Source organism: Urbifossiella limnaea, assembly GCF_007747215.1.
GTDB classification, from domain to species: Bacteria; Planctomycetota; Planctomycetia; order Gemmatales; family Gemmataceae; genus Urbifossiella; species Urbifossiella limnaea.
The window spans coordinates 6782030-6806284 of sequence record NZ_CP036273.1 but is presented as its reverse complement, the minus strand read 5'-3'; the positions used below and the strand labels follow the sequence as shown (position 1 = coordinate 6806284).

Annotated in this window: 24 protein-coding genes; 6 read left to right on the top strand and 18 right to left on the bottom strand. The window is 72.4% G+C overall.

Going from position 1 to position 24255, the window contains the following annotated elements; genetic code table 11:
- Window positions 1–313 precede the first annotated feature (313 nt).
- Complete coding sequence (locus tag ETAA1_RS27655) at window positions 314–574, top strand: hypothetical protein (RefSeq protein ID WP_202920455.1); 261 nt, start codon at window positions 314–316, stop codon at window positions 572–574.
- A 71-nt stretch (window positions 575–645) separates the two neighbouring features.
- On the opposite strand, the gene ETAA1_RS27650 is transcribed toward ETAA1_RS27655, so the two are convergent.
- Window positions 646–1605, bottom strand: a complete 960-nt coding sequence (locus ETAA1_RS27650; protein WP_145243860.1) for a tyrosine-protein kinase family protein — start codon at window positions 1603–1605, stop codon at window positions 646–648.
- Between the two features lie 45 nt (window positions 1606–1650).
- Window positions 1651–2595 (bottom strand): ExeA family protein, encoded by a 945-nt coding sequence (locus ETAA1_RS27645; RefSeq protein WP_145243859.1) that lies wholly within the window; start codon window positions 2593–2595, stop codon window positions 1651–1653.
- 244 nt (window positions 2596–2839) lie between these two features.
- On the opposite strand from ETAA1_RS27645, the gene ETAA1_RS27640 reads away from it, so the two are divergent.
- A complete protein-coding gene (locus ETAA1_RS27640; protein ID WP_145243858.1) occupies window positions 2840–3598 on the top strand; it encodes a hypothetical protein in 759 nt (252 codons plus the stop codon).
- 117 nt (window positions 3599–3715) lie between these two features.
- On the opposite strand, the gene ETAA1_RS27635 is transcribed toward ETAA1_RS27640, so the two are convergent.
- From ETAA1_RS27635 to ETAA1_RS27565, 15 genes are all read right to left on the bottom strand, one after another.
- Window positions 3716–4525, bottom strand: coding sequence for a dihydroorotate dehydrogenase electron transfer subunit (locus ETAA1_RS27635; protein WP_145243857.1), 810 nt, complete (start codon window positions 4523–4525; stop codon window positions 3716–3718).
- Between the two features lie 26 nt (window positions 4526–4551).
- Complete coding sequence (locus tag ETAA1_RS27630; RefSeq protein ID WP_202920454.1) at window positions 4552–5655, bottom strand: pseudouridine synthase; 1104 nt, start codon at window positions 5653–5655, stop codon at window positions 4552–4554.
- 113 nt (window positions 5656–5768) lie between these two features.
- The gene (locus ETAA1_RS27625) at window positions 5769–6227 is read right to left on the bottom strand and encodes a response regulator transcription factor (protein WP_145243856.1); all 459 of its coding nucleotides are present in this window, start codon (window positions 6225–6227) and stop codon (window positions 5769–5771) included.
- Window positions 6217–7350, bottom strand: a complete 1134-nt coding sequence (locus ETAA1_RS27620) for a sensor histidine kinase (protein WP_145243855.1) — start codon at window positions 7348–7350, stop codon at window positions 6217–6219. The genes ETAA1_RS27625 and ETAA1_RS27620 overlap by 11 nt, the downstream gene beginning before the upstream one ends.
- 264 nt (window positions 7351–7614) lie before the next feature.
- Window positions 7615–8610: an acyl-CoA desaturase gene (locus ETAA1_RS27615; protein ID WP_238389310.1), complete on the bottom strand. Its 996-nt coding sequence runs from the start codon at window positions 8608–8610 to the stop codon at window positions 7615–7617.
- Between the two features lie 92 nt (window positions 8611–8702).
- A complete protein-coding gene (locus ETAA1_RS27610) occupies window positions 8703–9392 on the bottom strand; it encodes a DUF6629 family protein (protein ID WP_145243854.1) in 690 nt (229 codons plus the stop codon).
- A 224-nt stretch (window positions 9393–9616) separates the two neighbouring features.
- A complete protein-coding gene (locus ETAA1_RS27605; protein WP_145243853.1) occupies window positions 9617–9802 on the bottom strand; it encodes a hypothetical protein in 186 nt (61 codons plus the stop codon).
- Between the two features lie 24 nt (window positions 9803–9826).
- Window positions 9827–10024, bottom strand: a complete 198-nt coding sequence (locus ETAA1_RS27600) for a hypothetical protein (RefSeq protein WP_145243852.1) — start codon at window positions 10022–10024, stop codon at window positions 9827–9829.
- Window positions 10025–10397: 373 nt separating this feature from the next.
- Window positions 10398–10844 (bottom strand): hypothetical protein, encoded by a 447-nt coding sequence (locus tag ETAA1_RS27595; RefSeq protein WP_145243851.1) that lies wholly within the window; start codon window positions 10842–10844, stop codon window positions 10398–10400.
- Between the two features lie 103 nt (window positions 10845–10947).
- Window positions 10948–11271, bottom strand: a complete 324-nt coding sequence (locus tag ETAA1_RS27590) for a tyrosine-type recombinase/integrase (RefSeq protein ID WP_202920453.1) — start codon at window positions 11269–11271, stop codon at window positions 10948–10950.
- Window positions 11272–11911: 640 nt separating this feature from the next.
- A complete protein-coding gene (locus tag ETAA1_RS27585; protein ID WP_145243850.1) occupies window positions 11912–13114 on the bottom strand; it encodes a hypothetical protein in 1203 nt (400 codons plus the stop codon).
- Window positions 13115–13356: 242 nt separating this feature from the next.
- Entirely contained in the window at window positions 13357–16584 is a 3228-nt protein-coding gene (locus ETAA1_RS33595; RefSeq protein WP_145243849.1) for a tetratricopeptide repeat protein, read from the bottom strand.
- A 33-nt stretch (window positions 16585–16617) separates the two neighbouring features.
- Window positions 16618–16848 (bottom strand): hypothetical protein, encoded by a 231-nt coding sequence (locus tag ETAA1_RS27575; RefSeq protein WP_145243848.1) that lies wholly within the window; start codon window positions 16846–16848, stop codon window positions 16618–16620.
- A gap of 222 nt (window positions 16849–17070) precedes the next feature.
- Complete coding sequence (locus tag ETAA1_RS27570) at window positions 17071–19476, bottom strand: sulfatase-like hydrolase/transferase (protein ID WP_145243847.1); 2406 nt, start codon at window positions 19474–19476, stop codon at window positions 17071–17073.
- Window positions 19477–19494: 18 nt separating this feature from the next.
- Window positions 19495–20850: a sulfatase-like hydrolase/transferase gene (locus tag ETAA1_RS27565; protein WP_202920452.1), complete on the bottom strand. Its 1356-nt coding sequence runs from the start codon at window positions 20848–20850 to the stop codon at window positions 19495–19497.
- 636 nt (window positions 20851–21486) lie between these two features.
- On the opposite strand from ETAA1_RS27565, the gene ETAA1_RS27560 reads away from it, so the two are divergent.
- Complete coding sequence (locus tag ETAA1_RS27560) at window positions 21487–21783, top strand: hypothetical protein (RefSeq protein WP_145243845.1); 297 nt, start codon at window positions 21487–21489, stop codon at window positions 21781–21783.
- Between the two features lie 189 nt (window positions 21784–21972).
- The gene (locus ETAA1_RS27555) at window positions 21973–22491 is read left to right on the top strand and encodes a hypothetical protein (protein WP_145243844.1); all 519 of its coding nucleotides are present in this window, start codon (window positions 21973–21975) and stop codon (window positions 22489–22491) included.
- A 22-nt stretch (window positions 22492–22513) separates the two neighbouring features.
- Here the strand turns inward: ETAA1_RS27555 and ETAA1_RS27550 are convergent, their stop codons facing one another.
- A complete protein-coding gene (locus ETAA1_RS27550) occupies window positions 22514–23239 on the bottom strand; it encodes a hypothetical protein (RefSeq protein ID WP_145243843.1) in 726 nt (241 codons plus the stop codon).
- A gap of 377 nt (window positions 23240–23616) precedes the next feature.
- Between ETAA1_RS27550 and ETAA1_RS27545 the strand changes: the two genes are divergently transcribed.
- Both ETAA1_RS27545 and ETAA1_RS27540 read left to right on the top strand, forming a co-directional pair.
- Window positions 23617–23877: a hypothetical protein gene (locus tag ETAA1_RS27545; protein WP_145243842.1), complete on the top strand. Its 261-nt coding sequence runs from the start codon at window positions 23617–23619 to the stop codon at window positions 23875–23877.
- The gene (locus tag ETAA1_RS27540) at window positions 23874–24194 is read left to right on the top strand and encodes a DUF1580 domain-containing protein (RefSeq protein ID WP_145243841.1); all 321 of its coding nucleotides are present in this window, start codon (window positions 23874–23876) and stop codon (window positions 24192–24194) included. Before ETAA1_RS27545 ends, ETAA1_RS27540 begins: the two co-directional genes overlap by 4 nt.
- Window positions 24195–24255: the final 61 nt, after the last annotated feature.

Here is a 24255-nt window from a genome sequence, read left to right as displayed (position 1 = left end):
CCGAAGGGCCGCAGCCGCGGCGCGCCCCGTTCCCCCACGGTGCGCGGCCGGCCGCCTACAAGTCGTCACGAACGTGTCGCGGGTGTTTACCGTCCGCCGCCGGGGTAAGCAACGGAGAACTGCCGTCGCCAGCAGTTTTTAATCTACGCCCAGTTTACCAGTTCTTCCGGGCCGCGGGGGTGAGAGGGGGGTGAGAGAAGCGGGGTTGTTACGAAGGCGAAAACAGGTGCCGCGAGCGGGGCAACTGGGGTTGGCGCCGGGGGGCCGATGCCGTTTGCTGAAGGGACCACACCGAGGGCCGGACGCGATGGGCATGCAGGACTACACGGCGAACCAGCAGAAGATCATCAAGCGGTACTACGAGAACATCGACCAGATCTCGCTGCAGCGCCTCGCCGAGTTGGTCGGCGACCTGTACCTGGCCACCGGCAAGAAGCTGGCGAAGGCGTGGGAGGCGGCCGCGGGGTGTATGCAGAAGCTCGGCGTGCCGCAGAGCCGCATCGACCACCTGCTGGCGCAGAAGAAGCCGGAGATGGTGGCGACGCTGGTGAAGGAGCTTTCGGGGAAGGAGTGAGGAGTCTTCGGGAGTCGGTGGGAGTGGAGGAGTTAGAACCTGGCGTTACTCCTCCACTCCCGAAGACTCTCTTACCCCCGCGTCGTGACGTAGCCCCGCAGCAGCCCGCCGAGTTCCTTCACCCAGCCGCGCAGGCCGGCGAACTCGGTCCGGTCCACGGCCGCCTCGCGGGCCACCAGGTACACGGCGTCGGCCGCCGGGCAGGCCGCGTCGCGGTCCGGCAGCACGCCCCACACGCCGGCGTCGATCAGCACCCAGTCGTACCACTGCCGCAACTGCTCGGTCAGCTTCGGCAAGTCGTCGGCGATGCCGGGCGGCGGCGCGGCCGGGTTCCCGCCCGCGGCCAGCACCTGCAGGTTCGGCACGGCCGTCGCTTGCGCCGCCCACGCCAGCGGCACCGTGTGCCCCAGCACCTCGACCAGCCCCGGCGCGGCCTTCAGCCCCATCATGCGCGCCACGCCCGGGCGTGTGATGTTGGCGTCGGCGATCAACACGCGGCCGGGCGTCTCGCGCGCCAGCGTGACGGCGAGGTTGAGCGCCACCGTGGTGGTGCCCGACTCGCCGGCCGCGGCGGTGAAGAACAGCACCCGCGGGGCGTGGTCAGCGAACTGCGCCTTCACCTCGTCGCGGAGCACGCGGTACTCGCCGCTGACGGGGTGGTCCGGGTGGTGGAAGGCCACGAGCGCCGCGTCCGGCCCCTCGCTCGGCTCCGGCGCCCGCACGCGGCCCGACAGGTCGTGGAAGCTGACCGAGAGGTAGCGCGGCGTGTCCGTCGCGAGGCGCGGGAACGGCCGTGCGTCGGCCGCGGGTTCGGCCTTCGCCGTGGCCGGCAGCGGCGGGAACTTGACGACCGCGGGGCCGGGCGAGAAGACCGCCCCGCCCGGGGCGCCGACCTCGACGAACGGCGCGTCGTCGGTCGCGGGGATGAAGTCGTCGGCGGGCGCGGGGCGGGGCGCCGCCCACGGGACGGACGGCGCCCCGCCGCCGCCTCCCGTCGTCGGGCCGTTCCACGCGCTGAACATCCGGCTCATTCCCTGCCCCCGTGCGGCCCGGTCCGACCCCGGCTCCCCCTGCCGTCAGGCCGACCGCTTCCGTGCCGCCTTTTGCTTCGTCCCGCGCGCCGGCCCCGCATCACCGGCCGCCGGCCGCGCCCGTAAGGTTTTCCCCGCCGGCCGCGCCGCCGGCGCCGGTTCCGCCGGTTGTTCCTCCGGCACGGGAATGCTCAACCGCCCCAGCGCCTCGACCGCCGCCTCGGTGTCCACCGTGTCGCTGCCGACGGCCGCGGCCAGCTCGCCGGCGACGGCCGCCGCCTGGTTCAGGACCCGCGGCATGCCGCCGCAGGCGCGGGCCAGTAGGTCGAGCGCCTCCAGGTCGAACACTTCGAGCGGACGCCCGCCCGCCGCTTCGATCTGATGCCGCAGGTACTTCACGGACTGCTCCGCGGTCAACGGTTCGAGGTGCGGCCGCGCCGCCACCCGCTGCGCCAGCGCCGCGTGCGCCGGCTTCGCCAGCATCTCGCGCAACACCGGCTGCGCCACGAGCACGGCCACCGCCGCGGCGCCGGCCGGCGTGTCGAGGTTCGCCAGGAGCCGCAGTTCTTCGAGCGCCTCGGCCGTGAGGTGCTGCGCCTCGTCGACGAGCAGCACGGTGGGCAGGCCGCCCTCGGCCGCGGCGAGAATGTGCGCCGTGACGGCGAGGCGGAGTTCCTGCTCGTTCAGCCCCTGGTACGGCTGGTTCAGGTCGAAGAGGATGGCCTGCAGCAGGTCGGCGGGGCGGGCGGCGTGAACGGTCGGCAGCACCGCACGCGGCACCGCCGTCGGGAGGCGGCTCAGCCAGCGCCGCGCGACGAGCGTCTTGCCGGTACCGGGGAGGCCGTCGAGCAGCACGAACGGCTCGCGGCGCGACAGCGCGGCGTCGAGGTCGGCCGCGGCGGCCTCGTGGGTGGGCGCGGGGAAATAGGCGAGCGGGTCGGCCGCGGGACGGAACGGGCGGCGGGCCAACCCGAAGTGCGACCAATCCACGTCGCCACCTTTTTCGCGCGAGGCGTGAGGCCGGAATGATTCCCCACGGGGTTATCGGCGGCGGTCGCGGCGGGGCTTGAGGCGCAAGTGGTTGGCGCCGCGTGTTGCGCAGATTGTGCCGGATTTTCCGCGGAATTTCGGCGCGAACGGCATTCAACTTCTCTCTTGGCGCCGCAGCACGTCTCGGTATAGTTTCGATCTCTCAACACGACCCGCCGCGGGGCGGATGGCACGGAGGCCGCGCATGAGCAGGACGCTCAGCCTGGTTCACGGCGGGTTGACGGCCGCGCGGGAACTGATCCGCCGCGGCCGCCGCCCGGAAGCGCTGACCCGCCTGCGGCAGCTGCTCGCAGGGTCGGACGTGGCTCCGGCGGCCGCCGCCGAGGCGCACCGATTGGCGGCGGAACTCCTGATCGACTTCGACCGTTTCGGCGCGGCCCGGCGGCACCTGCGTGCCGCGCTCGGGCTGGAGCCCGGCTGCGCCGCGACGTTCTACCTGGCCGGCCTGGCGTCCGAGCGCGACCCGGCCGGCGACGACCGCCGGGCCGCGGTGCGGTTCCGCCGGGCGAGCGAACTGGAGCCGACGAACGCCAACTACCGTGCCGCCTTCGGCCGGGCGCTGGTGCGGGCGAACCTGGTGAACGCCGGCGCCCGCGAGCTGGAAGCCGCGGCCGCTCTGGCGGCGGGTGATCTGACGGTGCTGCGGCTGGTGGTGAGCGGCCTGCTCGAAGCGGGGCGCTCGGCCGCGGCGCAGCGGGTGGTCCTGAAGGCGCGGTTCCTGCGGCCGGCGTGCGCGTCGGTGGCGGGGTTGTGGAACCAGGTGCGGTTCGAGGCGGCGCGGCAGTCGCAACGGAGCCACAGGGGCGCGCAGGATGCGCATGCGGCCAGGGAAGGCCGCCCCCTGCTCCCGTTCCTCCGCGTCGTGGGCGCCGAGGGCTGGCGCAGCGACGTGGTGTCGGCACCGCGGCCGCACCTCGCACGGCTGCGGGCGACGCGGGGTTAAATATCAACGCCATGAGCGGGGTCGCGTCAGCGCCCCGTGCGACCGCGGAGCTAGCATGCTCCGCGGTCGCACGGGGCGCTGACGCGACCCCGCTCGGTTGCATTCACGCGTGTCGCTTTACTCCCACGCCAGCGCCGCGGCGTCGAAGACGGGGCCGTCCACGCACACCCGCTTGTAGTCCCACCCGTCGGCCGTCTTCACCTTCGTCACGCAGCTGAAGCACGCCCCCACGCCGCACGCCATCGGCGTTTCCAGCGACACGTGACACGACACGCCCCACCCGGCCGTCAACTTCGCCAGCGCGTGCAGCATCGGCTCGGGGCCGCAACCCACCACCGGCCCGCCCGGGCCTTCGGCGGCGAGCAACTGGGTCACGAACCCCTTCGTGCCGAGCGAGCCGTCGTCGCTGGCGAGCTTCACGGTCACGCCCGCGGCGCGGAAGTCGTCCACGCCCGCCGCCAGCGCCGCGGTGCGGACGCCGTAGTACAGCGTCACCCGCCGCGCCCGCCGGCGTGGGGCGTCACCGCTGTAGCCGCGCGCGCCGAGCAGTTCCCGCGCGTACGCCAGGAACGGCGTCTGCCCGATGCCGCCGGCGACGAGCCGCACCTCGTCCACGCTGCCGACTTCCGGGAACGGCTTCCCCAGCGGCCCCCACACCTCCAGCGCCTCGCCCGCCTGCACGTCCACCAGCCGGCCCGTCATCTTGCCGACGACGAGGTACACCACGTCGAGCGCGGCGCTGTCCGGCGACAGGTCGTAGAGCGCGAACGGGCGGCCGAGCAGCGGGTCGGACGTGCCCGGCAGCCGCAGCATGACGAACTGCCCCGGCCGCACCGCCGCCGCCACGTCGGGGCAGTGCAGGCGGACGCGGTACGTCCGCTCGGCGAGGCGGACGTGTTCGAGAACGCGGGCGGTGCGCTGGAACATGGCGGGTGCGGCGGAGGAAGGAGCGGTCAGCGCGACTTCGGCAGCGGACGCCAGCCCTTGGGGCGGGCCGGCGACCGGGCCGGGCCGGGCCGCGGGCCGGCGGGCTTGAACGCGGCGCCCGGCTTCGCGGCCACGGGCTTCCCCGCGGCGCTGGGCTTGGGGCCGGCCGGCTTGAACGCGCCGCCCGGCCGCGGCCCGGCGGGCTGGGGCGCGGCGCCGGGCTTCGGCGCGGCGGGTCGGAACGCGCCGCCCGGCCTGGGACCGGCGGGCTTGAACGCGGCACCCGGCCGCGGGCCGGCGGGCTTGAACGCGGCGCCGGGGCGCGGGCCGGTGGGCTTGGGCCGGGGCGTCAGCTTCATCCCGTCCGGGATCGCCTTGGCCGCCTTCTCCTTCAGCTTGGCGATGCGCTCCGACGCCAGCGCCACCCACCGCCGCAGCTCGACCAGCTCGGGCTCGCTCACCCGCCGCGCCTTCCCCTTCGCCAGCTTGTCCAGCTTCACCGGGCCGATCGCCACGCGGCGGAGCTTCAGCACCTTGTGCCCCTGCTCCGCCAGCATCCGCCGGATCTCGCGGTTCTTCCCTTCCGTCAGCACGATGCGCAGCCACGTGCTGTCGCCCTGCGGCTTGAGCCGCCGCACGTCCGACGCCCGCACCTTGCCGTCGGACAGCCACACGCCGTCGAGCAGCTTCTGCAGGTCGTCAGGTCCGGGCTTGCCGGCGACGAGCACGAGGTACGTCTTGGGGATGCTGAACCGCGGGTGCGTCAGCGCGTGCGCCAGCTCGCCGTCGTTGGTCATCAGCAGGAGGCCTTCGCTGGCCTCGTCGAGCCGGCCGACCGTATACACGCGCTGCTCGACGTGCGGCAGCAACTCGACGGCGCGCGGGCGGCCGTCGGGGTCGTCGTTGGTGCAGAGGTAGCCGACGGGCTTGTTGACGGCCCAGTACACCGGCCGCTCGGTCTTGACCGGGTGGTCGTCGACGGACACGTCGTGGCTGGCGGGGTCGATCTTGAGGCCGAGGTCCACGACCTTCCGGCCGTTGACCTTGACGCGGCCGGCGGCGATGAGGTCGTCGCAGTGCCGCCGCGACCCGACGCCGGCGTGGGCCAGGAATTTGTTGAGCCGTTCCATGCGGTCATTCTAGTGCGGCCGCGGCGCGGGGTCGGAAATGATTCGGCGGTAGTGGCGGAGTGTCGGTTCGGGGGCAGAAGCGCGATCCGGCCGCGCGGCTGTCGCCCGTCGGGTCAGCTGTTCTCGATCACCCAGCGGATGGCCTGCCGGAGCACCTCCGACCCGGAGTCCGCGCCGAGTTTCGCCCGGATCCGCGCCCGGTACGTCTCGACGGTCTTGGGGCTCAGGTGGATCTGGCCGGCGATTTCGTTGGTGCTCAGCCCTTCCCCGAGTAGCCGGAACACCTCCAGTTTCGACCACACCAGCGCCCGGGCCGCGGGGAGGCGAGCGCGGAGCCGCTTCACCAGCTCGATCCCGTCCCCGCCCTTCAAGGACACGTCCACGATCACCACGTCGGGGGCGATCTCGGTCGCCCGAAGGATCCCCTCCGGAATGTCGGCCGCCTCCCCGCACACGCGGATGTCGGGCTCCCGGGACAGGCGGATCGCCAGCCCCTCCCGCGTGACCGGGTGGTCGTCCACGATCAGGACGCGGATCGGGGGCGCGGCGGCGGCGGCGGGCTTATCGGGCATCGGCGGCCCCGGCCAGGAGGGAGCAGACGACGAGGGTGCCGGCCGGTCCGGTGTCGAGGCGGAACGACGCCCCGATCCGCCCGGCCCGGTAGCGCATGAGTTTTAGCCCGAGCCCGCCGGCCGCCTCGGCCTCCGCGGTGGTGAACCCCCGGCCGTCGTCACCGACCCGGAGTTCGGTCGCGGCGTCGCCGGCGGTCAGGGTGATCCAGACCCGGGTGGCGCCCGCGTGCCGGAGGGCGTTGGTGACGGCCTCCTCGGCGATCCGCAGCAGGTGCGAGGCGGCCGCGTCCGGGAGCCGGGGCGTGCCGGCGGGCTCGAACGTACACCCCACGCGCGTCGTCTCGCGGACGCGGTCGGCCAACGCCGCGAGGGCCGGGCCGAGGCCGGCCGCGTCCACCTCGGCGGCCACCAGCCCGCGGGATAGCGCGCGCACCCGGGCGAGCGCGTCCCGCAGGCCGTCGCTGACCCGGACCGCGAGGCCCAGTTCCTCGGCCCCCCGATCCCGGAGGTCGCCCACCAGCGCCTCGGTCATCAGCCGGAGGCCGGTCAGCTCCTGGCCGACCGAGTCGTGGAGCTCGCGGCCGATCCGCTCCTGCTCGGCGGCGGCGATCTCCAGCACCTCCCGCTCCAGCCGCTCCCGCTCAGTGGTGTCCCGAATGACGGCCACGAACCGGTCGAGGTGGTCTACCCGGCCGACCGTGAGGTCGGCCGGGAACGTCGTGCCGTCCCGCCGGACGCAGGCGACCTCGCGGTCGCCGCCCCCGGCCTTCTCGGCCCCGGCGTTCATGAGGGCCGTGACGTACGACTCGTGGCGGGTTCGGTCGCACCGGGCCAGCAGCGTGTCGAGGCTCCGGCCGACCAGCTCGGCCGCCGGCCACCCGAATGCCCGCTCGGCGGCCCGGTTGACGGACTCGACCACTCCCGACCCGGCGAAGGTGATGATCGGGTCGGCCGCCGCCTCCAGGATCGCCGTGGTTCGGTCGCTCCGCTCCCGGAGGTCTTGTTCCAGTCGCTTGCGCGCGGTCAGGTCCCGCTCGGTGAGGCTGACCGCCGGGGCGGCGCCGTCGACCGGCCGCAGGAGCGTGGCGGTGACCGAGACGTCGAGCACCCGGCGGCTGCACATTTGCACGAGGCACCGCGGGTCCGGACCATTCGGTAGGGCCCGTCCCGCGTGGAGATGAGCCGTGTTTCGACTGATGACACTGTGTTGCACGAAGTGCGGGAACTCGCTCCACGTCGAGACGGTGGAGACGGAGCCGCCGACCGCGGGGTGGAGGTGCCGGTGCCCGCGGTGTAACACCTGGTTCGTGGTTCCCGGCGGGGACGCGGGAGAGCCGAAGCAGGACCCGACCGGGTGGGCGATCCGGGCGCAACCGGTGGCCTGAACTTACGTCGCGTCGGCGGCGGGCTGAGCCGACGTCACGGGCTCGGCCGGTGTCTTCCAGCCGGCCCGCGCGATCGCCTCGTGGGTCGGCACCTTCACGCCCCAGGCGAGGCCGACCCAGCTCATCACGCGGATCAGGTAGTAGCTCACGTCCACCTGCCACCACGAGAGCCCGTGGCGGGCCGACGTGGGGAACGCGTGGTGGGCGTTGTGCCACCCCTCGCCCAGGGCGAGGATCCCGAACACCACGTTGTTGCGGCTCTCGTCCGCGCTCCGGTACGGCCGGAACCCCCACAGGTGGCAGGCCGAGTTGACGCTCCAGGTGACGTGGTGGACGAGGAAGATGCGCGCCAGCCCGCCCCAGACGATGCCCGACCACACCCCGACCCAGCTCATCTTCACCAGGCCCCCGATGAGGCCGGGGATGACCAGCCCGAGGACGACCCACAGCGGCCACAGGGCGTCCGCGACCCGGAGGGCGCGACTCTTCTGCAGGTCCTTGACGTAGTCGTACAGGTCCGGCGGGTCGGCCCGGAAGAACCAGCCGACGTGGGAGTGCCACGCCCCGCGGAGCGCCCCGAGAACGCCGCCCCCGGCGTGGTGCGGGGTGTGCGGGTCGTCGGCCGAGTCGCTGTGCTGGTGGTGCCGGCGGTGGTACGCCACCCACTTGAACAGCGACCCCTGGAGGGCCATCGACCCGAGGGCGGCGAACACCACCTTCACCCAGGTGTACGTCTCGAACGAGCGGTGCACGAACAGGCGGTGGAACCCGACGGTGATGCCCAGGGCGGTGGCCAGGTACATCCCGAGTAGGAGGCCCAGGTCGGTCCAGGAGAAGCCCCACCCCCAGAGGAAGAACGGTGCGGCGACGAGCCCGAGGAGGGGGACGACGATGACGAGGAGGATGACCGCCTGGACCAGGACCGGGGCACGGCCCGGTGGGGCCGTCGGGAGTTCGGCAGCGGGCTCGGCGACGGGAACCACGGCTTTCTCGGTCACGACACCCCTCCGCGAATCCGGCTCTTGTTCGAGCGAGTAGGAAATCGTCAGGGCAACTTCCGGACCGACCCGCCGCACGGTGTCTCAGGCGGTCATGTGGGTTGGAGGGCCGGCGGCCGGGACTCGGTGCCGAGATTCCACGCCCGGGGGTCTGGAACCCGGCACAACACGTACGCCAGGTAGCCCGACAGGGCCGCGGCCAGGAAGCACCACACGGACGCGAACGCCTCCCGGAAGGCGACGTAGGACACCCCGGCGGCGGCCAGGGCCAGCCACCCGAGTGGGCGGACGGCGGGCACGCGGGACGCGGCCAGGGGGACGCACACGGCCGCCAGATAGGCAGCCGGCCACACCGGGCCGGGGTCCGGCAGGTCGTACCGGAGGGAGTGGCCGACGACCCGCGGCCCCTCCCACCCGCCGGCCGCGACCGGGACGAAGTACGCGGCGGCGACGGCCAGCCCGGCGGCCGCGAGCCCCACGAACGCCCGACGCCGCCGGCCGGGGCGCTCCAGGGCGGCGGCGGCAAGCGGCACCCCGACCGGCCAGACGGCGAGGGCGAAGAACAGGAACGCGCCGCTCGCCGCCCGGGCGAGTACCGGGTCGTGCCGCCCGACCGCGAACCAGACCGCGCCCTCGAACACCTGCTGGACCCCGAACAGGAGGGGGAGTGCGGCCAGGGGGAGGTACGCCCGGTCCTTGACCGCGGCCGCGGCGAGGCAGTACCCGCCGACCGGCAACAGTACGACGGCCACCCCGGCACTCACCTCGGTCGAGAAGCACACGCGATTCCTTCCGGGGGCGAGAGGGGCGAGCCGCCGGCGCGGGGCCGGCCTCCCACCCCGCGGTGCTCCGGCTACCGGCCCGCCGCAGGGGCGTGCAGCCGGTCCCCGGGCTCGGGGGCCGTGGTGAACGGGTGGCGGCTGTGGGTCGTCGCGGGGGAGGTGGTGTGGGCCGAGATCGTGCTCCGCTCCGTTGGTGTTGGGATCGGGGCGGGCGGCGGGCGTTGCTACTGGTCGTCGGCCGCCCGCTGAGACTGGTGGAACACCCAGTCCGTCTCCGCTTGAGTCATCTCGGGAAGGGGGACGAACCCGAGTATCAGGGTCACCCGGCGCCGCATCAGGGCCGCGGCCTCCGGGGACAGGGCCGGGTACAGCAGCTTTGCCCGGCTTCGGTGCTTCGGGTTGTCGCGCATCGCCACTCCCAGGTGCCCGTGCCGTTAGACGCCGAGCGGGCAGGTGCCGTCCAGGGGGCCGCCGACCCTGGTGTAGACCCGAAGGACCGTCGCGTCGGGAACGCGCGGCGCGAGGGCGGGCGCGGGCGCCGCCGTTCCCGGAGCTGGTACGCGGGCCGCGGACGCAACCGAGACGGGCAGGTCGGAGATGTGTTGTTGGTCCGGCCGGCGTTCGTGACGCATGGCGTTCGTCCGGGGTAGGAATCGCGGGGTCCGGCCGGCCGCGGGATTTAATTATACGCTTGGTGGTTTTTAAGATTGCAGAATCTTCAATTCTTTACCGGTTTCGCAGGCTACGGCGTGCACCTCGCGGGCACGGTGTACCGCGTGATGTACGCGCCCGAGTGCCCGAGGTGCCGCCGACGCCGGCGCAGATCGCCGACCGCACCATCGGCGCGCAGTTCCTGACTTTCAAGCGCTACCGGCGGGTGCCGTTCGCGCCGCTCAACAGCACGTTCGACTGACCCACGAACGCCGAACGCCCGGGAGGGACAACCCCCGGGCGCCGGGTGACACCCGCCCGGGGCGGTGCTGGAATGCCACGGACACCAGCACTTTACCCCGGTCGTGTCCAACCCGCCTCACCCCGCCAGTCGGCGCGGCGAGCCTTCTTTATCGCACGCCCCCGAACCGGGTGGGCGACTGCCAAGACGACCATGCTACCGGCCCACAGGCAGCCAGCCAGATGGACCGGCGGGAGCACGAGTACGGCCGCCATCGCCAGAATCGCCGCCCAGAAACTGAGGAAAGCGGCCGCGTAGTACTCGCGTCGGTAAGCCTGGAGCATGGCGACAGCCGCGAGCGGGTTGGCGAGCCAGAGTCCGACTCCGCAGAAGTACTTGACTGCCACGCCCTCGATCGCGACCGCCGCGGGCGCGAAGACGAAAGGCAGTGTTAACAGCATGACCCCCGGCACGCCTGGGGAAACGGGAACGACGCACGCCGCCCCGTAGAGCAAGCAACCGAGGACCATCAGGCCGGTGCCAATTCGGTAAGCGGTCATGCGAGACTCCACACCTTGCCCGGGATGCCTACCCCCTAAGCGGATCGAACCTCGCAAACCTGCCACCACCGATTACTGTTTTCGCGCGGGGTGTGCCGGCACCTCACCCCATCGCCTTCGCCGCCTCCACCGCATTCGCCAACGCGGTCTCGGCGTACACCTGGGTCACGTCCGCCCGCTTGTGTCCCAGCAGCACCTGCGCGGCCTCCAGGCCGAACCGCGACCGCACCTCGGTGGCGAAACTGTGCCGCAGCTGACCCGGCGACCACGGCGGCACGCCGGCCCGCTCGCACGCCCGGTGGACGAAGGCGGCGTAGCTGTCGTGGGTGAACTCCGTGCCGGTCTTCCGCACCGTCTCCGCGTCCGGCTTCGAGCGGTCCACCTGCGACGGCTGTACCTTCGACTTCCGCGCCGCGCGCAGGGCCACGTGTGGCCGTAGCGCTCGCGGACGACGCGCAGCGCCTGCCGGTATTCGTCGGCCTCGCCGGTGGGGCGGCGTCGTCGCCGATCGGGCGCCGACCGCGGCCGGGGTGCCGGCGGCAAGTTCGCCGCACAGCCGTGCGAATTCGGCCCGGCTCTCAGGGCTGTCGTACCGGCCGAGCGCGACCCACCGGCCGCCGACCCAGCAGCGGGCAGAGTTCTGCTGCGGGTGCTTGCAGTACGTGGGGAACTTGCTTCTGGGACGAGGCATGCGGAACCCCCGGGAAGGGGTTTACGGAACGACGTTCCGTAAACCTTGGCTATCCCGGCCGCACGCCCCACGCGGGGCGGACACCTAAACGGTGTGGCCGAATCGACTTGTCAGATACGCCCGCCGGGACTCGAACCCGGAACATCCCGCTTAGAAGTCCCGTCGGGCAACCGACTTAACCACCGCGAAGTGCCTGCATTCCTAGCAATTTACATCAATAAGGCGGGGCGTGCAAGCCGCTCATTCCGCTCAAAATGGTGCCTCGAAACCGGGTTTCCGGTCCGTTTCCGGTCCGTTCACGGACCGCGGACCGAACCCCTAAGCTGCTCGTCGAAAGCAGGTCGATTCGACTCTTGCCACATCAACCATGAGCATTTCAGCCTCCGTGCCCGACCGCCCGGATGGCATTCCCCACCATCCGGGCGACCACCGGGTCGGGGTCGGCTGCCGCGGCACGTAGCGCCGAGAGGGCCGGAGCCCCCCGCGGGCCGAGGCGGTAGAGTCCGACCAGTGCGAGCTTCCGCACCGCCGGATCGGGTCCCTCAAGGGCGTCGATGAGGAACTCCGCGGTTCCAGGCCCGTCGCCGGCCACCTCCTGTAACGCCAGCTGGATCGCCCGCTCCCGCTGGTAGGCGTGCTCGGTTCCCAGGGTCAATAGTGGGCCGACGGGTGTCGAGTCGCCGGCGTGTCGGAGCAGGCGAGCGAGGGTCCATTCGCGGGCTGCCCCGTAGCTCGCTCGACATCTGTCGGCCAGCGCAACCACCATTCGGTCGGCAGCGTCCACGGCGACGAGAAGGTCAGCGACCCAGTCGGACGCGGCTCCACCCGCCTGCACCCGGTGGAGGGTGGCGAGCAGGGGCTCGATGGCTTCGCCGCCGAACTCCCGGACGGCCTCCCGGATGGCCGTGGGACGGCCGCCCACCCCGTCGTCCAGCACGCTGGCCAGCAGCGGGCCCAGGGACGCGGGGCCGATCTGCCGAATCGCCTCCCGGGCCACCCCGTGCCGGGTCATGAGCGAGAATGGCGGGCACGGCTCGTCGTCCTCCGAGAGCATGCGGACGAGAGCAGGGGCTAGGCCGTGGTCCCTGGGGCCGAGATCGGCGAGGGTCGCTCGGACTAGTCCGGCGCTGGACCGGGGGTCGGTCAGGGCTGCCAGGGTCGCCCCCTCCGGTGCCCCATCCAAGGTCTGCCGGACGGGGCGCGTCAGCCCCACCCGGGTTACGGCCTCGCGGGCCACCCGTAGGTTCCGCACTACGTACCTGGCCCCTGCGGCCGCCGCGTCCGACCCAGTGTACTTCGCGGTGTAACCGTCTGCTTCTTCCTCTGCGGAGCGCGCGGCTAGTTCTTCCTCGGCGGCAACGAGCGCACGGCCGAACTCGGCGTCGATCAGGGTTGGGTCGAGGCCGATGACGGGGGGGCTCTCGATAACTGTACTATGCCAGGTCGAGAGGGCACCCAGCCACGCCCGGAGCGTGTCCAGGTCGTCCGCCGCCGACCCTTCGCCAGGGGACACCGGCCGGACCGGCGCCCCAGCCGCCCGGCCGGCCCTCCAAACGTACCGCCGGAACCAGCCGAGCATGGGTGCGACTCCAAGGCGGGACATGAACACATCTATCGGCGGGACTCGGCGGGTGAGGCACCAGACAAAGCCTACCCGCCCGCCGGGCCAGGTGCCGAATCGGTTTCCGTCTGTTCGCGCTTTAGCTCTGTTAGACTTGCCGACTTGCCACACATGAAGGTGTCGTGAACCGCTCACAGAAAATTCCCCGCCCGTCCAGCGGCGGCCCCCTCCCCCGATCCCCGAGCCATGACCGGGAGCACTCACCGGGTCACCGCTCGCGGCGGCGGGGCGGTCGGCACCTCGCCGCGCTGCACCCGCAGGCAGTAGTCGAGCCCCTCCCGGGCGGAGCCGAGCGTCGGCTGAACACCGAGGGCCGCCCGGTAGGCGGCTATGGCCTCGTCGTACCGCCCCCACTTCCGCCGCACGTCACCGACCCCGACGAACGCGACGGCGTACTTCGGGTCGATCCGAAGTGCCTCCCTGTACCGCTCCTCCGCACCCGTCAGGTCACCCTGGCGTTCGAGCACATCACCGAGGTTGTTGACCGCGACCGCGTCTTTCGGATTGAGCCGGGCGGCCTCCCGGAACGCCGCCGCCGCCCCGTCCAGGTCTCCCTTGGCTTGGAGGACGGTCCCTAGGCTGTGGTGTGGTTGGGCGAGCGCGGGGTCGAGGTGGATGGCCTCACGGAGCGCCGCAGCCGCCCCGTCCAGGTCCTTCCGGTCGCGGAGGAGGGTCCCCAGGCCGTGGTGCGGGAGGGCGTACTTGGGGTCGAGGCGGATGGCCTCCCGGTACGCCGCCGCCGCCCCGTCCAACTCCCCCTTGGCCCGGAGGACCATCCCCAGGTGGTTGTGCCAGTTGGCGTGCTTGGGATCGAGGCGGATGGCCTCACGGAGCGCCGCCGCCGCCCCGTCCAGGTCCTTACGGTCGCGGATGACGATCCCCAGGCCCTTGTGCGGGACGGCGAACACGGGGACGAGGCGGATGGCCTCCCGGTATGCCGCCGCCGCCCCGTCCAGGTCCTTACGGTCGCGGAGGACGTTCCCCAGGCCGAGGGGCGGGGGAGTGAGATTGGGGTCAAGCCGGGCGGCCTCGCGGTACGCCGCCGCCGCCCCGTCCAGGTCCTTCCGGTCGAAGAGGACGTTCCCCAGGCCGTAGTGCGGGAGGGCGTACTTGGGGTCGAGGCGGATGGCCTCCCGGTACGCCGCCGCCGCCCCGTCCAGGTCCTTCCGCTTGTAGAGGACGATCCCCAGGTTGTTGTGCGGGCGGGCGTGCTTGGGGTCGAGGCGGATGGCCTCCCGGTACGCCGCCGCCGCCCCGTCCAGGTCCTTCCGCTCGTAGAGGACGATCCCCAGGTTGTTGTGCGGGAGGGCATACTTGGGGTCGAGGCGGATGGCCTCCCGGTACGCCGCCGCCGCCCCGTCCAGGTCCTTCCGGTCAAGGAGGACGTTCCCCAGGTTGTAGAGCGCGGTCGCATTCTCAGGTTGGAGTGCCGCCGCGGCTTGATACCACCGGACCCGCTCGCCGGCCTTATCAGAGGTTTTGATCAGGTAGGTATCGCCGAGTTGCATCAGCAGGGCGAAGTCCGTCCGCCGCGCCACCGCGAACCGGAGTAGGAGCTGCCGGGCGGGCGCGGTCGGCATCGCCGGAGAGCCGCTGTACGCCAACACCAGCCCCGACGGCTGGGCTGCCCACTCGTGCCGCCCGACCAGTGCCGACAGTCCGGCCACGTCCCCGGCCGCCATCCGCTGCCGCACATCATCCCGGAACGGGTCCGGGTCGGCCGTGGACAAAAGATCGCGGACCGCCGCCGACCGCGACCGGGCCAGCCAACCGTCCAGGCCAGCAAGCAGCGCAGTTCGGATGGGTGAGGCGTTGATGCGCGCGGCGGCCTCGGCCGGCGGAGTGGTGCCCGGTACGATCCCGTACCCGGCGAACGCCGCCGCCCACCGCTCCACCACCCGCTCCGGCAGCGGGAGTGTTTTTGAGTCCAGCACCGTCCAGCGGAAGTCGTTCACCCCGTCCAGGGTGCGGAGCATCGCCAAATCGCGGGCGTAGGCGGCTCGGCGGTCGGCGTGTTCGGCCACGGCGTCGTCGGCGGCGCGGCGGTCGGCCTGGTCGAGGAGCGGGGCGGCGCGGGCGGCGTCGCCCGCTTCGAGTACCGCCTTCGTCCGGTCCAGCAGGTCCCCCACCGCGTCCGCCGCCCGCGACTTCCGCTCGCCCTCCTCGCCCTCCAACCGTGCGGCCTCGGTCCGCTTCTTCCCCTCCTCGTCCACCCGCCACACGGCCACGCCGCCGGCCCCGGCCACCAGCAGCACCGCCGCCGCCGCCAGCCACACCTGCACCCGCCGCCGCTTCCGCTGCTCCGCCGCCCGCGCCTCCGCCTCGCGGCGGGTGATTGCCTCCGCCTCCGCCTTCGCCTCGGCCGTCGCCCGCTCGCCCTCCGCCTTCACCCGGTCGAGCTCCGCCTGACGCGCCCGCGCCTCCGCCTGCGCCCGGAAGTCGGCCACCGCCGCCGCCACCTCCCCGGCGTTCGCCGGGCGGTCGGCCGGGCGCGGGCTCAGGCACCGCTTGCACAGCGCCACCAGCTCCGGCTCCGCCCCGCAGGCGTCCAGCCGCGACAGACAGTCGGCCACGTCCCCCTGCGCGGCCTTCACCCGCGTCGTCTCCGCCGACCCCGCCTCGAACGGCGGCCGACCGGTCAGGATAACCGCCATCACCGCGCCGAGGCCGAACACGTCGCTCCGCGGTGTCACCTTGTGCGCCGCCCCCGCCGCCTGCTCCGGTGGCATGTACGCCGGCGTCCCCATCACCGCCCCGGCCTGCGTGTGGTGCCCGTCCGAGCCGCGGAGGGAGCGCACCTCGGTGTTCGGGGCCGTGGCGCCTGCGTCGGCGACCGTCCCGTCGGCCGCGCCCCCGGGCCGCAGCACCTTCGCCAACCCCCAGTCCATGACCTGCACCTCGCCGAACGCGCCGACCATCACGTTCGCCGGCTTCAGGTCGCGGTGGATCACGTCGTGGGCGTGGGCGTACCCGACCGCCTGGCACACCGCCTCGAACACCGCCACGAACCGGCCGCGGTCGTCGCCCGGGTCGCGGCGGGTGCGCAAGAGCTGGTCGAGGGTGTCGCCCTTGATGAGCTTCATGGCGAGGAACGGGCGGCCGTCGGGGAGGGTGCCGAAGTCGTGGACCGGAGGGATGCCCGGGTGCTGGAGCTGGCCGGCGATGTGGGCCTCGTCGGCGAAGCGGCGGGCGGTGCCACTGTCCGGGCCGAACTGCTCCTGGAGCAGCTTCACCGCCACCTCGCGGCCCAGCGCCGTGTCGGTGGCCCGGTAGACGGCGCCCATGCCGCCGCGGGCGATCTCGGCGCCGAGGACGTACCGCCCGCCGGCCGGTGGGGTGATGGCGAGAGGCGGGAGCGAGTCGCCGCGGCGGGTGGTAACGTCCGGGTCGGGCGTCCGCGCGGTGAGGTCGGGCGGGTCGGCAGGCATGGGTGCGAGTCCCGGGAAGTCGCACCGATGCTATCACGTCCACACCCGGCGGACAATCTCCAGGATGTCGGCCCGGCACTCGGCCCGCCCCCCCCGTCGCCCGCCTCCCTCCCCGCCCGCGGTCGGCATCGCCCCGGCCGTGTCCCAGACCTGGAACCACTTCAGGTCGCCGGCCTTCCGCAGGTCGTTCAGCCGTTGCTCGCTGGCGGTCGAGGCGGCCCCGGCAGTGCGGGCAGGCGTCGGGGAGGTGGGGCGTCGTGGCACTCGGCGATCTGGCCGGGCGGCGGCGGGGGCCGGTGACGGTGGCACGAAAGCCGGTGCCGTTTCGGGCCTATGGCGGGGCGTCCGTCTGGGAAGTTGCGGTTATCGCCGGCGAGGATGGCCACGACGCTCGCCGGCCGCGTAGCGGGCTGGGCGCGCCGGCGGGCGCGCAAGACACCGCCGCGACGGCCGCGAGGCGGAGGCGCGTCATGTGCGGGCTCGGGGTCAGGGGGTGCGGGCCGGCAGGAAGCGGTGTCGTTCGAGGAACGCGGTCATCCTCCGCAGACATTCCTCGTAGTCGTCGCTTTTGAGCGTCTTGCGGAACTCGGGGCTGTTGAAGAACCCGTGCCCGCGGCCGTCGAACGCCGCCACCTCGCACACGTTCCCGGCGGCGGCCATCGCCTTCTCGAACGCCGTCACCTGAGCGAACGGCACCGTGGTGTCGGCGGTGCCGTGGAACACGATTGTGGGCGGTAGCCCGCGGCGGACGTGTTGCTGCGGGGAGATGACCTTGAGGTCGTCACCGCGCTTCAGGCTGAGGAGGTCGAGCACTGGGTTGAACAGCACCAGCCCGTCGGCCGCGGCCTCCTCGTCTCTCCCGTCGGTGAAACCTGGCACGATCGTCGTACAGGCCGCGAGGTGCCCGCCGGCTGACCCGCCGGCCGCGACGATCCGCTTCGGGTCCACGCCGAGCTCGCGGGCGTGGGCGCGGACGTAGCGGATCGCCGCCTTCGCGTCGCGGACCGCATCCGCCGGCGTCGTCTTGTGCTTCGACGCGACGCGGTAGTCGGCGCAGATGGCGACGCACCCCTTCGCGGCGAAGTGCCGGGCGAATGAGTCGAATTGCGACGGGTTCCAGGCGTTCCACCCGCCGCCGAAGAAGAACACGACCGCCGTCCGCCCGTCGCCGGCCATCAGGTCCGGCGGGTCGAAGACGTGGAGCTTGAGTTTGTCGTCTGACGCCTCGCGGTAAATGAGGTCGCGCGGCGGGGCCGGGGCGTCCGTCTTCGGCGGCGCGTCCGTCTTCGGCGGCGCGTCCGTCTTCGGCGGCGCGTCCGTCTTCGGCGGCGCGTCCGTCTTCGGCTGTCGGATGATCGCCACGGGCAGGTCGTTCTTCTGTGCCGCGCCCGGGGTGCTTCGGCCGTCGGCGACCATCTTCTCCATCAGCGCCGTGATCCGCCGCACCTCGTCGGGCTGCTCGGTGGCTAGGTCGCGGCGCTCACTGAGGTCGGCGGTGAGGTCGTACAGGTGCGGGCGGGTTCCGTCCGGGGCGCCGCTACCGGGGCCGAAGATCAGCTTCATCTTCCCCGATCGCACGGCGAAAACGCCCGACGACGAGTGATGCACGACCGCCTCGTGAATCGGCCGGTCGCCGCCGCGCAGCAGTGACATCAGGCTGACGCTGTCCTCGCCGGCGGTCGGCGGGAGCGTCGCCCCGAGCGCCTCCGCGAGCGTCGCCATGATGTCCACCGAACAGATCGTCTGCGAACACGTCGTCCCCGGCCGGACGACACCGGGCCAGCGGACGATGAACGGGACGCGGTGCCCGCCTTCCCAGGCGTCGGCCTTGTACCCCCGCAGCGGGCCGCTCGGGAAGTGCCCGGCGGCTTCCAACTGCGGCACGCCGATGTACGCCGCGCAGCCGTTGTCGCTGGTGAAGATCACGAGGGTGTCGTCGGCGACGCCGTTCGTCCGCAGCGCGTCGAGCACCCGGCCGATCACCGCGTCGGTCTGCATCACGAAATCGGCGTAGGGGTGGCCGATCGCGCTGCGGCCTTGCCACTCGCGGGCGATGGCGATCGGCGTGTGCGGGGCGGTCAGCGGCAGGTACAGGAGAAACGGCTGCTTCGCCTTCGCGCCGCGGGCGATCACGTCGCACGCCCGGTCGGCCAGCGCCGGGAGCACGTCTTCGAGCTTCCAGTCGGGCAGCGCCGGTCCTTGCAGGCTGGCCCGGTTCCGCACCAGCTGCGCCGCCGGCAGCAGCCGCGACGGCACACCGACGGTGCGGTCATTCTCGATGAAGCAGTACGGCGGCCAGTTCGGCACGCACGTCCCGAAGTATTCGGCGAAGCCGCGCGTCGTCGGCCCGCCGGGGATGTTTCGGGCGAATACGTCCTTCCACGCCGCGACCATCTCGGGCGTCGTCGCCTCGACCGCCTTCCCGCCTCCGCCGGCCTTGCCGCCAAGCCCCTGGAAGTGCTTCTTCTGGTCCGCCGTGATCGGCCAGTCCCAGCCGAGGTGCCACTTGCCGACGCACGCGGTGTGGTAGCCGTGCTGCCGGGCGAGGCCGGCGACCGTCAGCCGGTCCGGGGCGATCAGCGGGGCGCCCCACACGCCCACGATGCCGGCTTGCAGCCGCGTCCGCCAGTGGTAGCGGCCGGTGAGGAGCGAGTACCGGGTCGGCGAGCACACGCCGGACGACGAGTGGGCGTCGGTGAACCGCATCCCGTCACGGGCGAGGGAGTCGATGTGTGGCGTCGGGATGCGACCGCGGTCCGGGTTGTAGCACGACACGTCGCCGTACCCGAGGTCGTCGGCCAGGATGACGACGACGTTCGGCTTGCGCGGCTGGGCGGCGGCCGGGCCTGCGGCGGCCGCGACCACGACGGCGGCGGAGAGGAGGCGGAGCATCGGGGGGACTCCGGGGCGTTACGACTTCTTCTTGGCCGGCTGCGGGTTCTGCCACCGCGGGGCGACGAGCGTCGCGTTCCAGGCGTCGAGCTCGCGCTGCAGCGCGGCGACCGTGTCCGACCGGGTCGCGGCGAGGTCGCGCGATTCGGCGATGTCGTCGCCGAGGTGGTACAGCTCGGCCGGCGCCTTGCCGACCCGCACGAGCTTGTAAACCCCGCGCCGCACCGCGAAGTTCTGCCCGCCGCCGGTCCGCCAGAACAGGGTGCGGTCGGCAAGCCCCGCCGTCGTGTCACGGCGGAGGTGGGGGAGGAGGTTCACGCCGTCGAGCCCGGCCGCCGGCTGCCCGCCCGCGGCGGCGACGGCGGTCGGGAACACGTCGAGCGAACTCACCGGGTGCTCGAACCGGCCCGGCTTCAGCGCCGCTGGCCACGACACGAAGAACGGCACCCGCACGCCGCCCTCGTACACCTGCCCCTTCGCACCCCGGAGCGGGGTGTTCCGGCAGTTCGTCACCCCGACCGGCCCGCCGTTGTCGCTGAAAAAGACGACGAGCGTGTCGTCGGCGATCCCGTGCGCCTTCAGCCGCGCCACCACCCGGCCGACGGCGTCGTCGAGCCCGCACACCATGGCGGCGTAGGTGCGGAGCTTCTCGTCGGCGATACCGCGGACGCGGTCGAGGTACGCCGGCGGTGCCTGGAGCGGCGTGTGCGGGGCGTTGAACGCGAGGTACAGGAAGAACGGGTCGCCGCGGTGCCGGTCCACGAACGCCGCCGCCTCCCGGCCGATGGCGTCGGTGAGGTAGTCGCTCTCCTCGACCGGCTCGGAGTTACGGACGAGGGGTATGAAGTATTCCTGCCGGGCGCGGGCCGGGTTGGTGCGGAACTGGTTGTGGTCGAAGTACTGGTGCCCGCCGCCGAGCAGCCCGAAGTACGACTCGAACCCGCGGCGGTTCGGGTGGTACGACGGGTGCGCCCCGAGGTGCCACTTGCCGACGGCCCCGGTCTTGTACCCGGCCCGTCGCAGCGCGTCGGCGAGCGTCGTCTGGTCGAGCGGAAGCCCGACGGTAGCGTTGTCAGGGAGCCACGCCGGGTTGTTCTCGTGGCCGAACCGCTGCTGGTAACGGCCCGTCAGCAGCCCGGCCCGGGTCGGCGAGCAGAACGGGTGGGTAACATACCCGCTGGTGCAGACGACCCCGCCCCGCGCCAGCGCGTCGAGGTGCGGCGTAGGGATGTCGCGGCACCCCTGGAAGCCGACATCGGCGTACCCGAGGTCGTCGGCGACGACCACGACGATGTTCGGTTTGCGGGAGGGCTGGGCCTCCGCGAACCCCGCGAGTGTGACGACGAGCGCGAGCGGGGCGAGGTAGCGGATCACGGGCGGGCTCCGGGAGGTGGGCCCATTGTGCGTCGGAACCGTGCCTCCCGCCAGCACGTAAACCCGACCAGTTTCGCACATTTCGCACCGCGTGACGTGAACTCCCAGGCGCGCTCGTCGTCGTCGGTGGCGTAGATCAGGTGGACGTGACCGCGGAGCGGGTCGGGCCAGCCGAATTGTGTCGTGACTGATGCTGTAGGGCTCCGGCCGGCGGCACTCACCATGACCGCATACGGGCCTGGGCCGGCGGGGCACCGAGATCCCACCGCAACACCGGGGTGCGGGGTTTGTGTCGGCAGGGGCCGCCCGGGCCTCGGCTCGTGGCCGCAGACCCGGCAGGTACGCAGCAGCCGTTTGCAAAAGTAGCAAAAAGTAGCGAAGCCCGGCGGTTGTGCGGATAACGCCGTGCGACACCTGCGACACCAAGTTAAGAAAGGTTAAGCCGCCGACTGGCCACAACGGAGCCGACAGCGGGCCGGTCGGCGTGGCAGCGGCGGTAGGGTTTATCGTGGGGGATCGGCACCCCGCCCGCCGTCACCCGGAGGCCCACTCGTGTCCCAGCCCGACCCTGACCCTCCCGAAGCCGCCCACCCGGCAGCGTGCGACACATGCGACACATTGTTGAGAAATGCTAAGGTGCCGCCGCTGAGCGACCGGCAGCGGCGGTTCCTCGCGGCGTACCAGGAGCGGCTGGCCGTCGCCCCGGCCGCCCGCCTCGCGGGGGTCCACCGGGCGAGCGTCTACAGGTGGCGGTCCGACCCCGTCTTCGCCGCCGCGATGCGGGACGCGGCCGAGGTGTTCTTCGCGAACGTCCAGGCGCGGGTGCTGGCGGCGGAGGCCGAGCGGGAGGTCTGGCGGGCGGCCCGCGAGCGGGCGCGCCACCCCATGCGGTGCGACTACCTGGCCCGCGCCCGGGCCGCCAAGCGGCGGTAGCGGGGTCACGCCGGGGTGTTGCACACGGACCGCGCCAGATGCAGCGCCCTTCAACGGTCCGCTTCGACCCGCGCAGGCCATCGCCCCAGACCCCCGTCCGCGCAGCCGCTATGCTGTGGAAGCGCAGACATCCCGCCTCGAAGCGGGGCGTCGGACACCCAATTGATTTTGGCATAATCCGAGGCGGCGATGGGCGGGCGGGGCAGCGGGAACTGGTGGCGCTGGCAGTCCCGGAAATCGACCGTCGAGGAGTCGCTGACGCTGTCCCTGAGGGACTTCCGCAAGTCGCTCTACCAAACCGCGGCCGGCGCGCTCGCCTGGACCTCGTCGAGCGGTGCCAGATCGTCCATCGGCTACGTCGTAACCTGGAACAACGACGCGCCCTCGATCACCCTGAGCTACCGCTGGCGCGACGCCGAGGACGTGCGGATCTTGGTCTGGTTGGAGAGGACGCCCACGCCGTTCGGCGGCTCGCGCTGGTGGTTCACCTGTCCGCTGGTCGTGCGCGGCGTGGCCTGCAACCGGCGCGCGGGCAAGTTGTACCTCCCCCCGGGCTCGCGGTACTTCGGCTGCCGAACGTGCCACGACCTGACGTACCGGAGTGCCCAGGAAGCGCACCAGGACCAGCGGCTCCTGAACCATCTCGGCGTCGCCTTGGGGGCGGACAGGGAGACGCGCCGCGAGCTCCTGGCGCGGCTCCGCGGGTAAGCACCTACCCAAGGTTCGAACGCTAACCCCTCACCGGTGGCGGCTGCCGGCGGTCGGTGCTCTTGGAATTCCTCCACAACGCCCGGGCCTTCTCCGGGTCGCGCGCCTTCCACGACGCGTACTCCTTCGCCTTCTGGCACGGCTCGCACCGGACGCGGCGGGGGATTCGGCCAGTCTTGGTCAGTGGAATCAGGGCGTGACACTGTTGGCACATTAGCCCGGCTAGGTCGGGCGTGTAGGAAACACACACCTCTCCGGGGTCAAGGAACGCCCCTTCTTCGCCCCCTGAGGTCAACGCATCGGTCAGAAATCGAATCACCCGCTCCACTTCCTCGGACGGCTTATTCTCACCGATCACGGCGCAGACCAACGCGTTGCCAGGGATCGCGCCCGGTCGTGCGACTTGGCGGGCGACCGGGGGCGCCCACGCGAATTGTGCGAGGGCACTCACGGCGAGCGCCCGACGGTCGGCGTACGGGTTGCGCCACTCGGGCGGCGTCCGGAGGAGGGCCCGGATTGAATAGACCACCCGCTTCCACACATTCCAAGCGTCATCCACGCCCCGCGCGGCCGAGCTGCTGTAGCACGCCGCCGCGGCATACCGCGTGAGGAACCTGATCTCCTCCACGGCCGCAGGTCCAAGTGGGACGAAGTCAAACACGCTCGGGTATGTAAAGAACTGCGCGACCATATAGGAGTTGGTGAGGTCGCTGACGTAGTCCAGCGCGAGCAGTTCGCCGAGCGTCATTCGTCCCCCGGGCTCGATCCGTCATTTCCTAGGGCCAGAAGTCTCAGCGTCGAGCCCGCCCCCCTCCGACAGCCTGTTACAGTGCATTCGGGACGTGACACCCGACGGGCGTCGGGCGTCGGGGGTGTGAAGGATCGAGGCACGCGCCGATCACGGATAGTAGTGGGGGTGGGGAGCCTTTCGGCCGTGCGGTAAGTCGTTGCTTTAGCTGAGTTAGGGCGTGGATGACACGCTGGTTGCGACACCGCGACCGGTGCCGGTCGCGGTGCGTACCGCGGTCCGCGCACGGGGCGGGGACCGCAGGTGCCCCGCGTAGCGTCGAGACTGACTCATGACGCCCGACGGGTGTCGGGAACGGGCCATCCAGGAGGTAGACGATGCCGACGAGGCGACAGCAGGTTCTGATCCCGGAACCGCTCGCGGGCGAGCGACGGGTGCTGATCTCGGAGATGTCGATCCGCGCCGGGGTGACGACGGCCCTCCTTCGCGCGCTCGCCGAGCGGGGCGAGGTGCCGGCGGTCCGGTGCGGCAAGTTCTGGAGCTTCAGCTTGGCCGACCTCGGCGTGGTCCGGGCCGCGGCCACCGCGGCGGGGCACCCGCCGATCGTCGCCTCGACCGCCGCGGGGGCCACGGCGTGACCGACATCCTCGCCGAGACGGTGCTGACGATCGCCCAGGCCGCCCGGGAGGAGCCCGGCGCCAAGGGCGCGGCTCATGCCAGCCGCTACCGCTTGGTCCGCTGGGCGACCCGCGGGGTTCGGGTCGGCGGCGTGGTCGTGCGGCTGGAGGCGGTGCGCAGCGGTGGTAACTGGGTGACGAGCCGGGAGGCGCTGGCCCGGTTCCGGGCCGCGACGACGGCGGCGGCCAGTGGGCCGGTCACCCCGGCGAGAACGCCGGCCGAGCGCCGCCGGGAGTCGGAGGCGGCCGAGCGGGCGCTCATCGCCGCGGGGTGGTAGCCCTGCGACGACGGCTGCGGGCAGGCCGGTGGCGTAACGGCCGCTGCCACCGGCGGCGGGC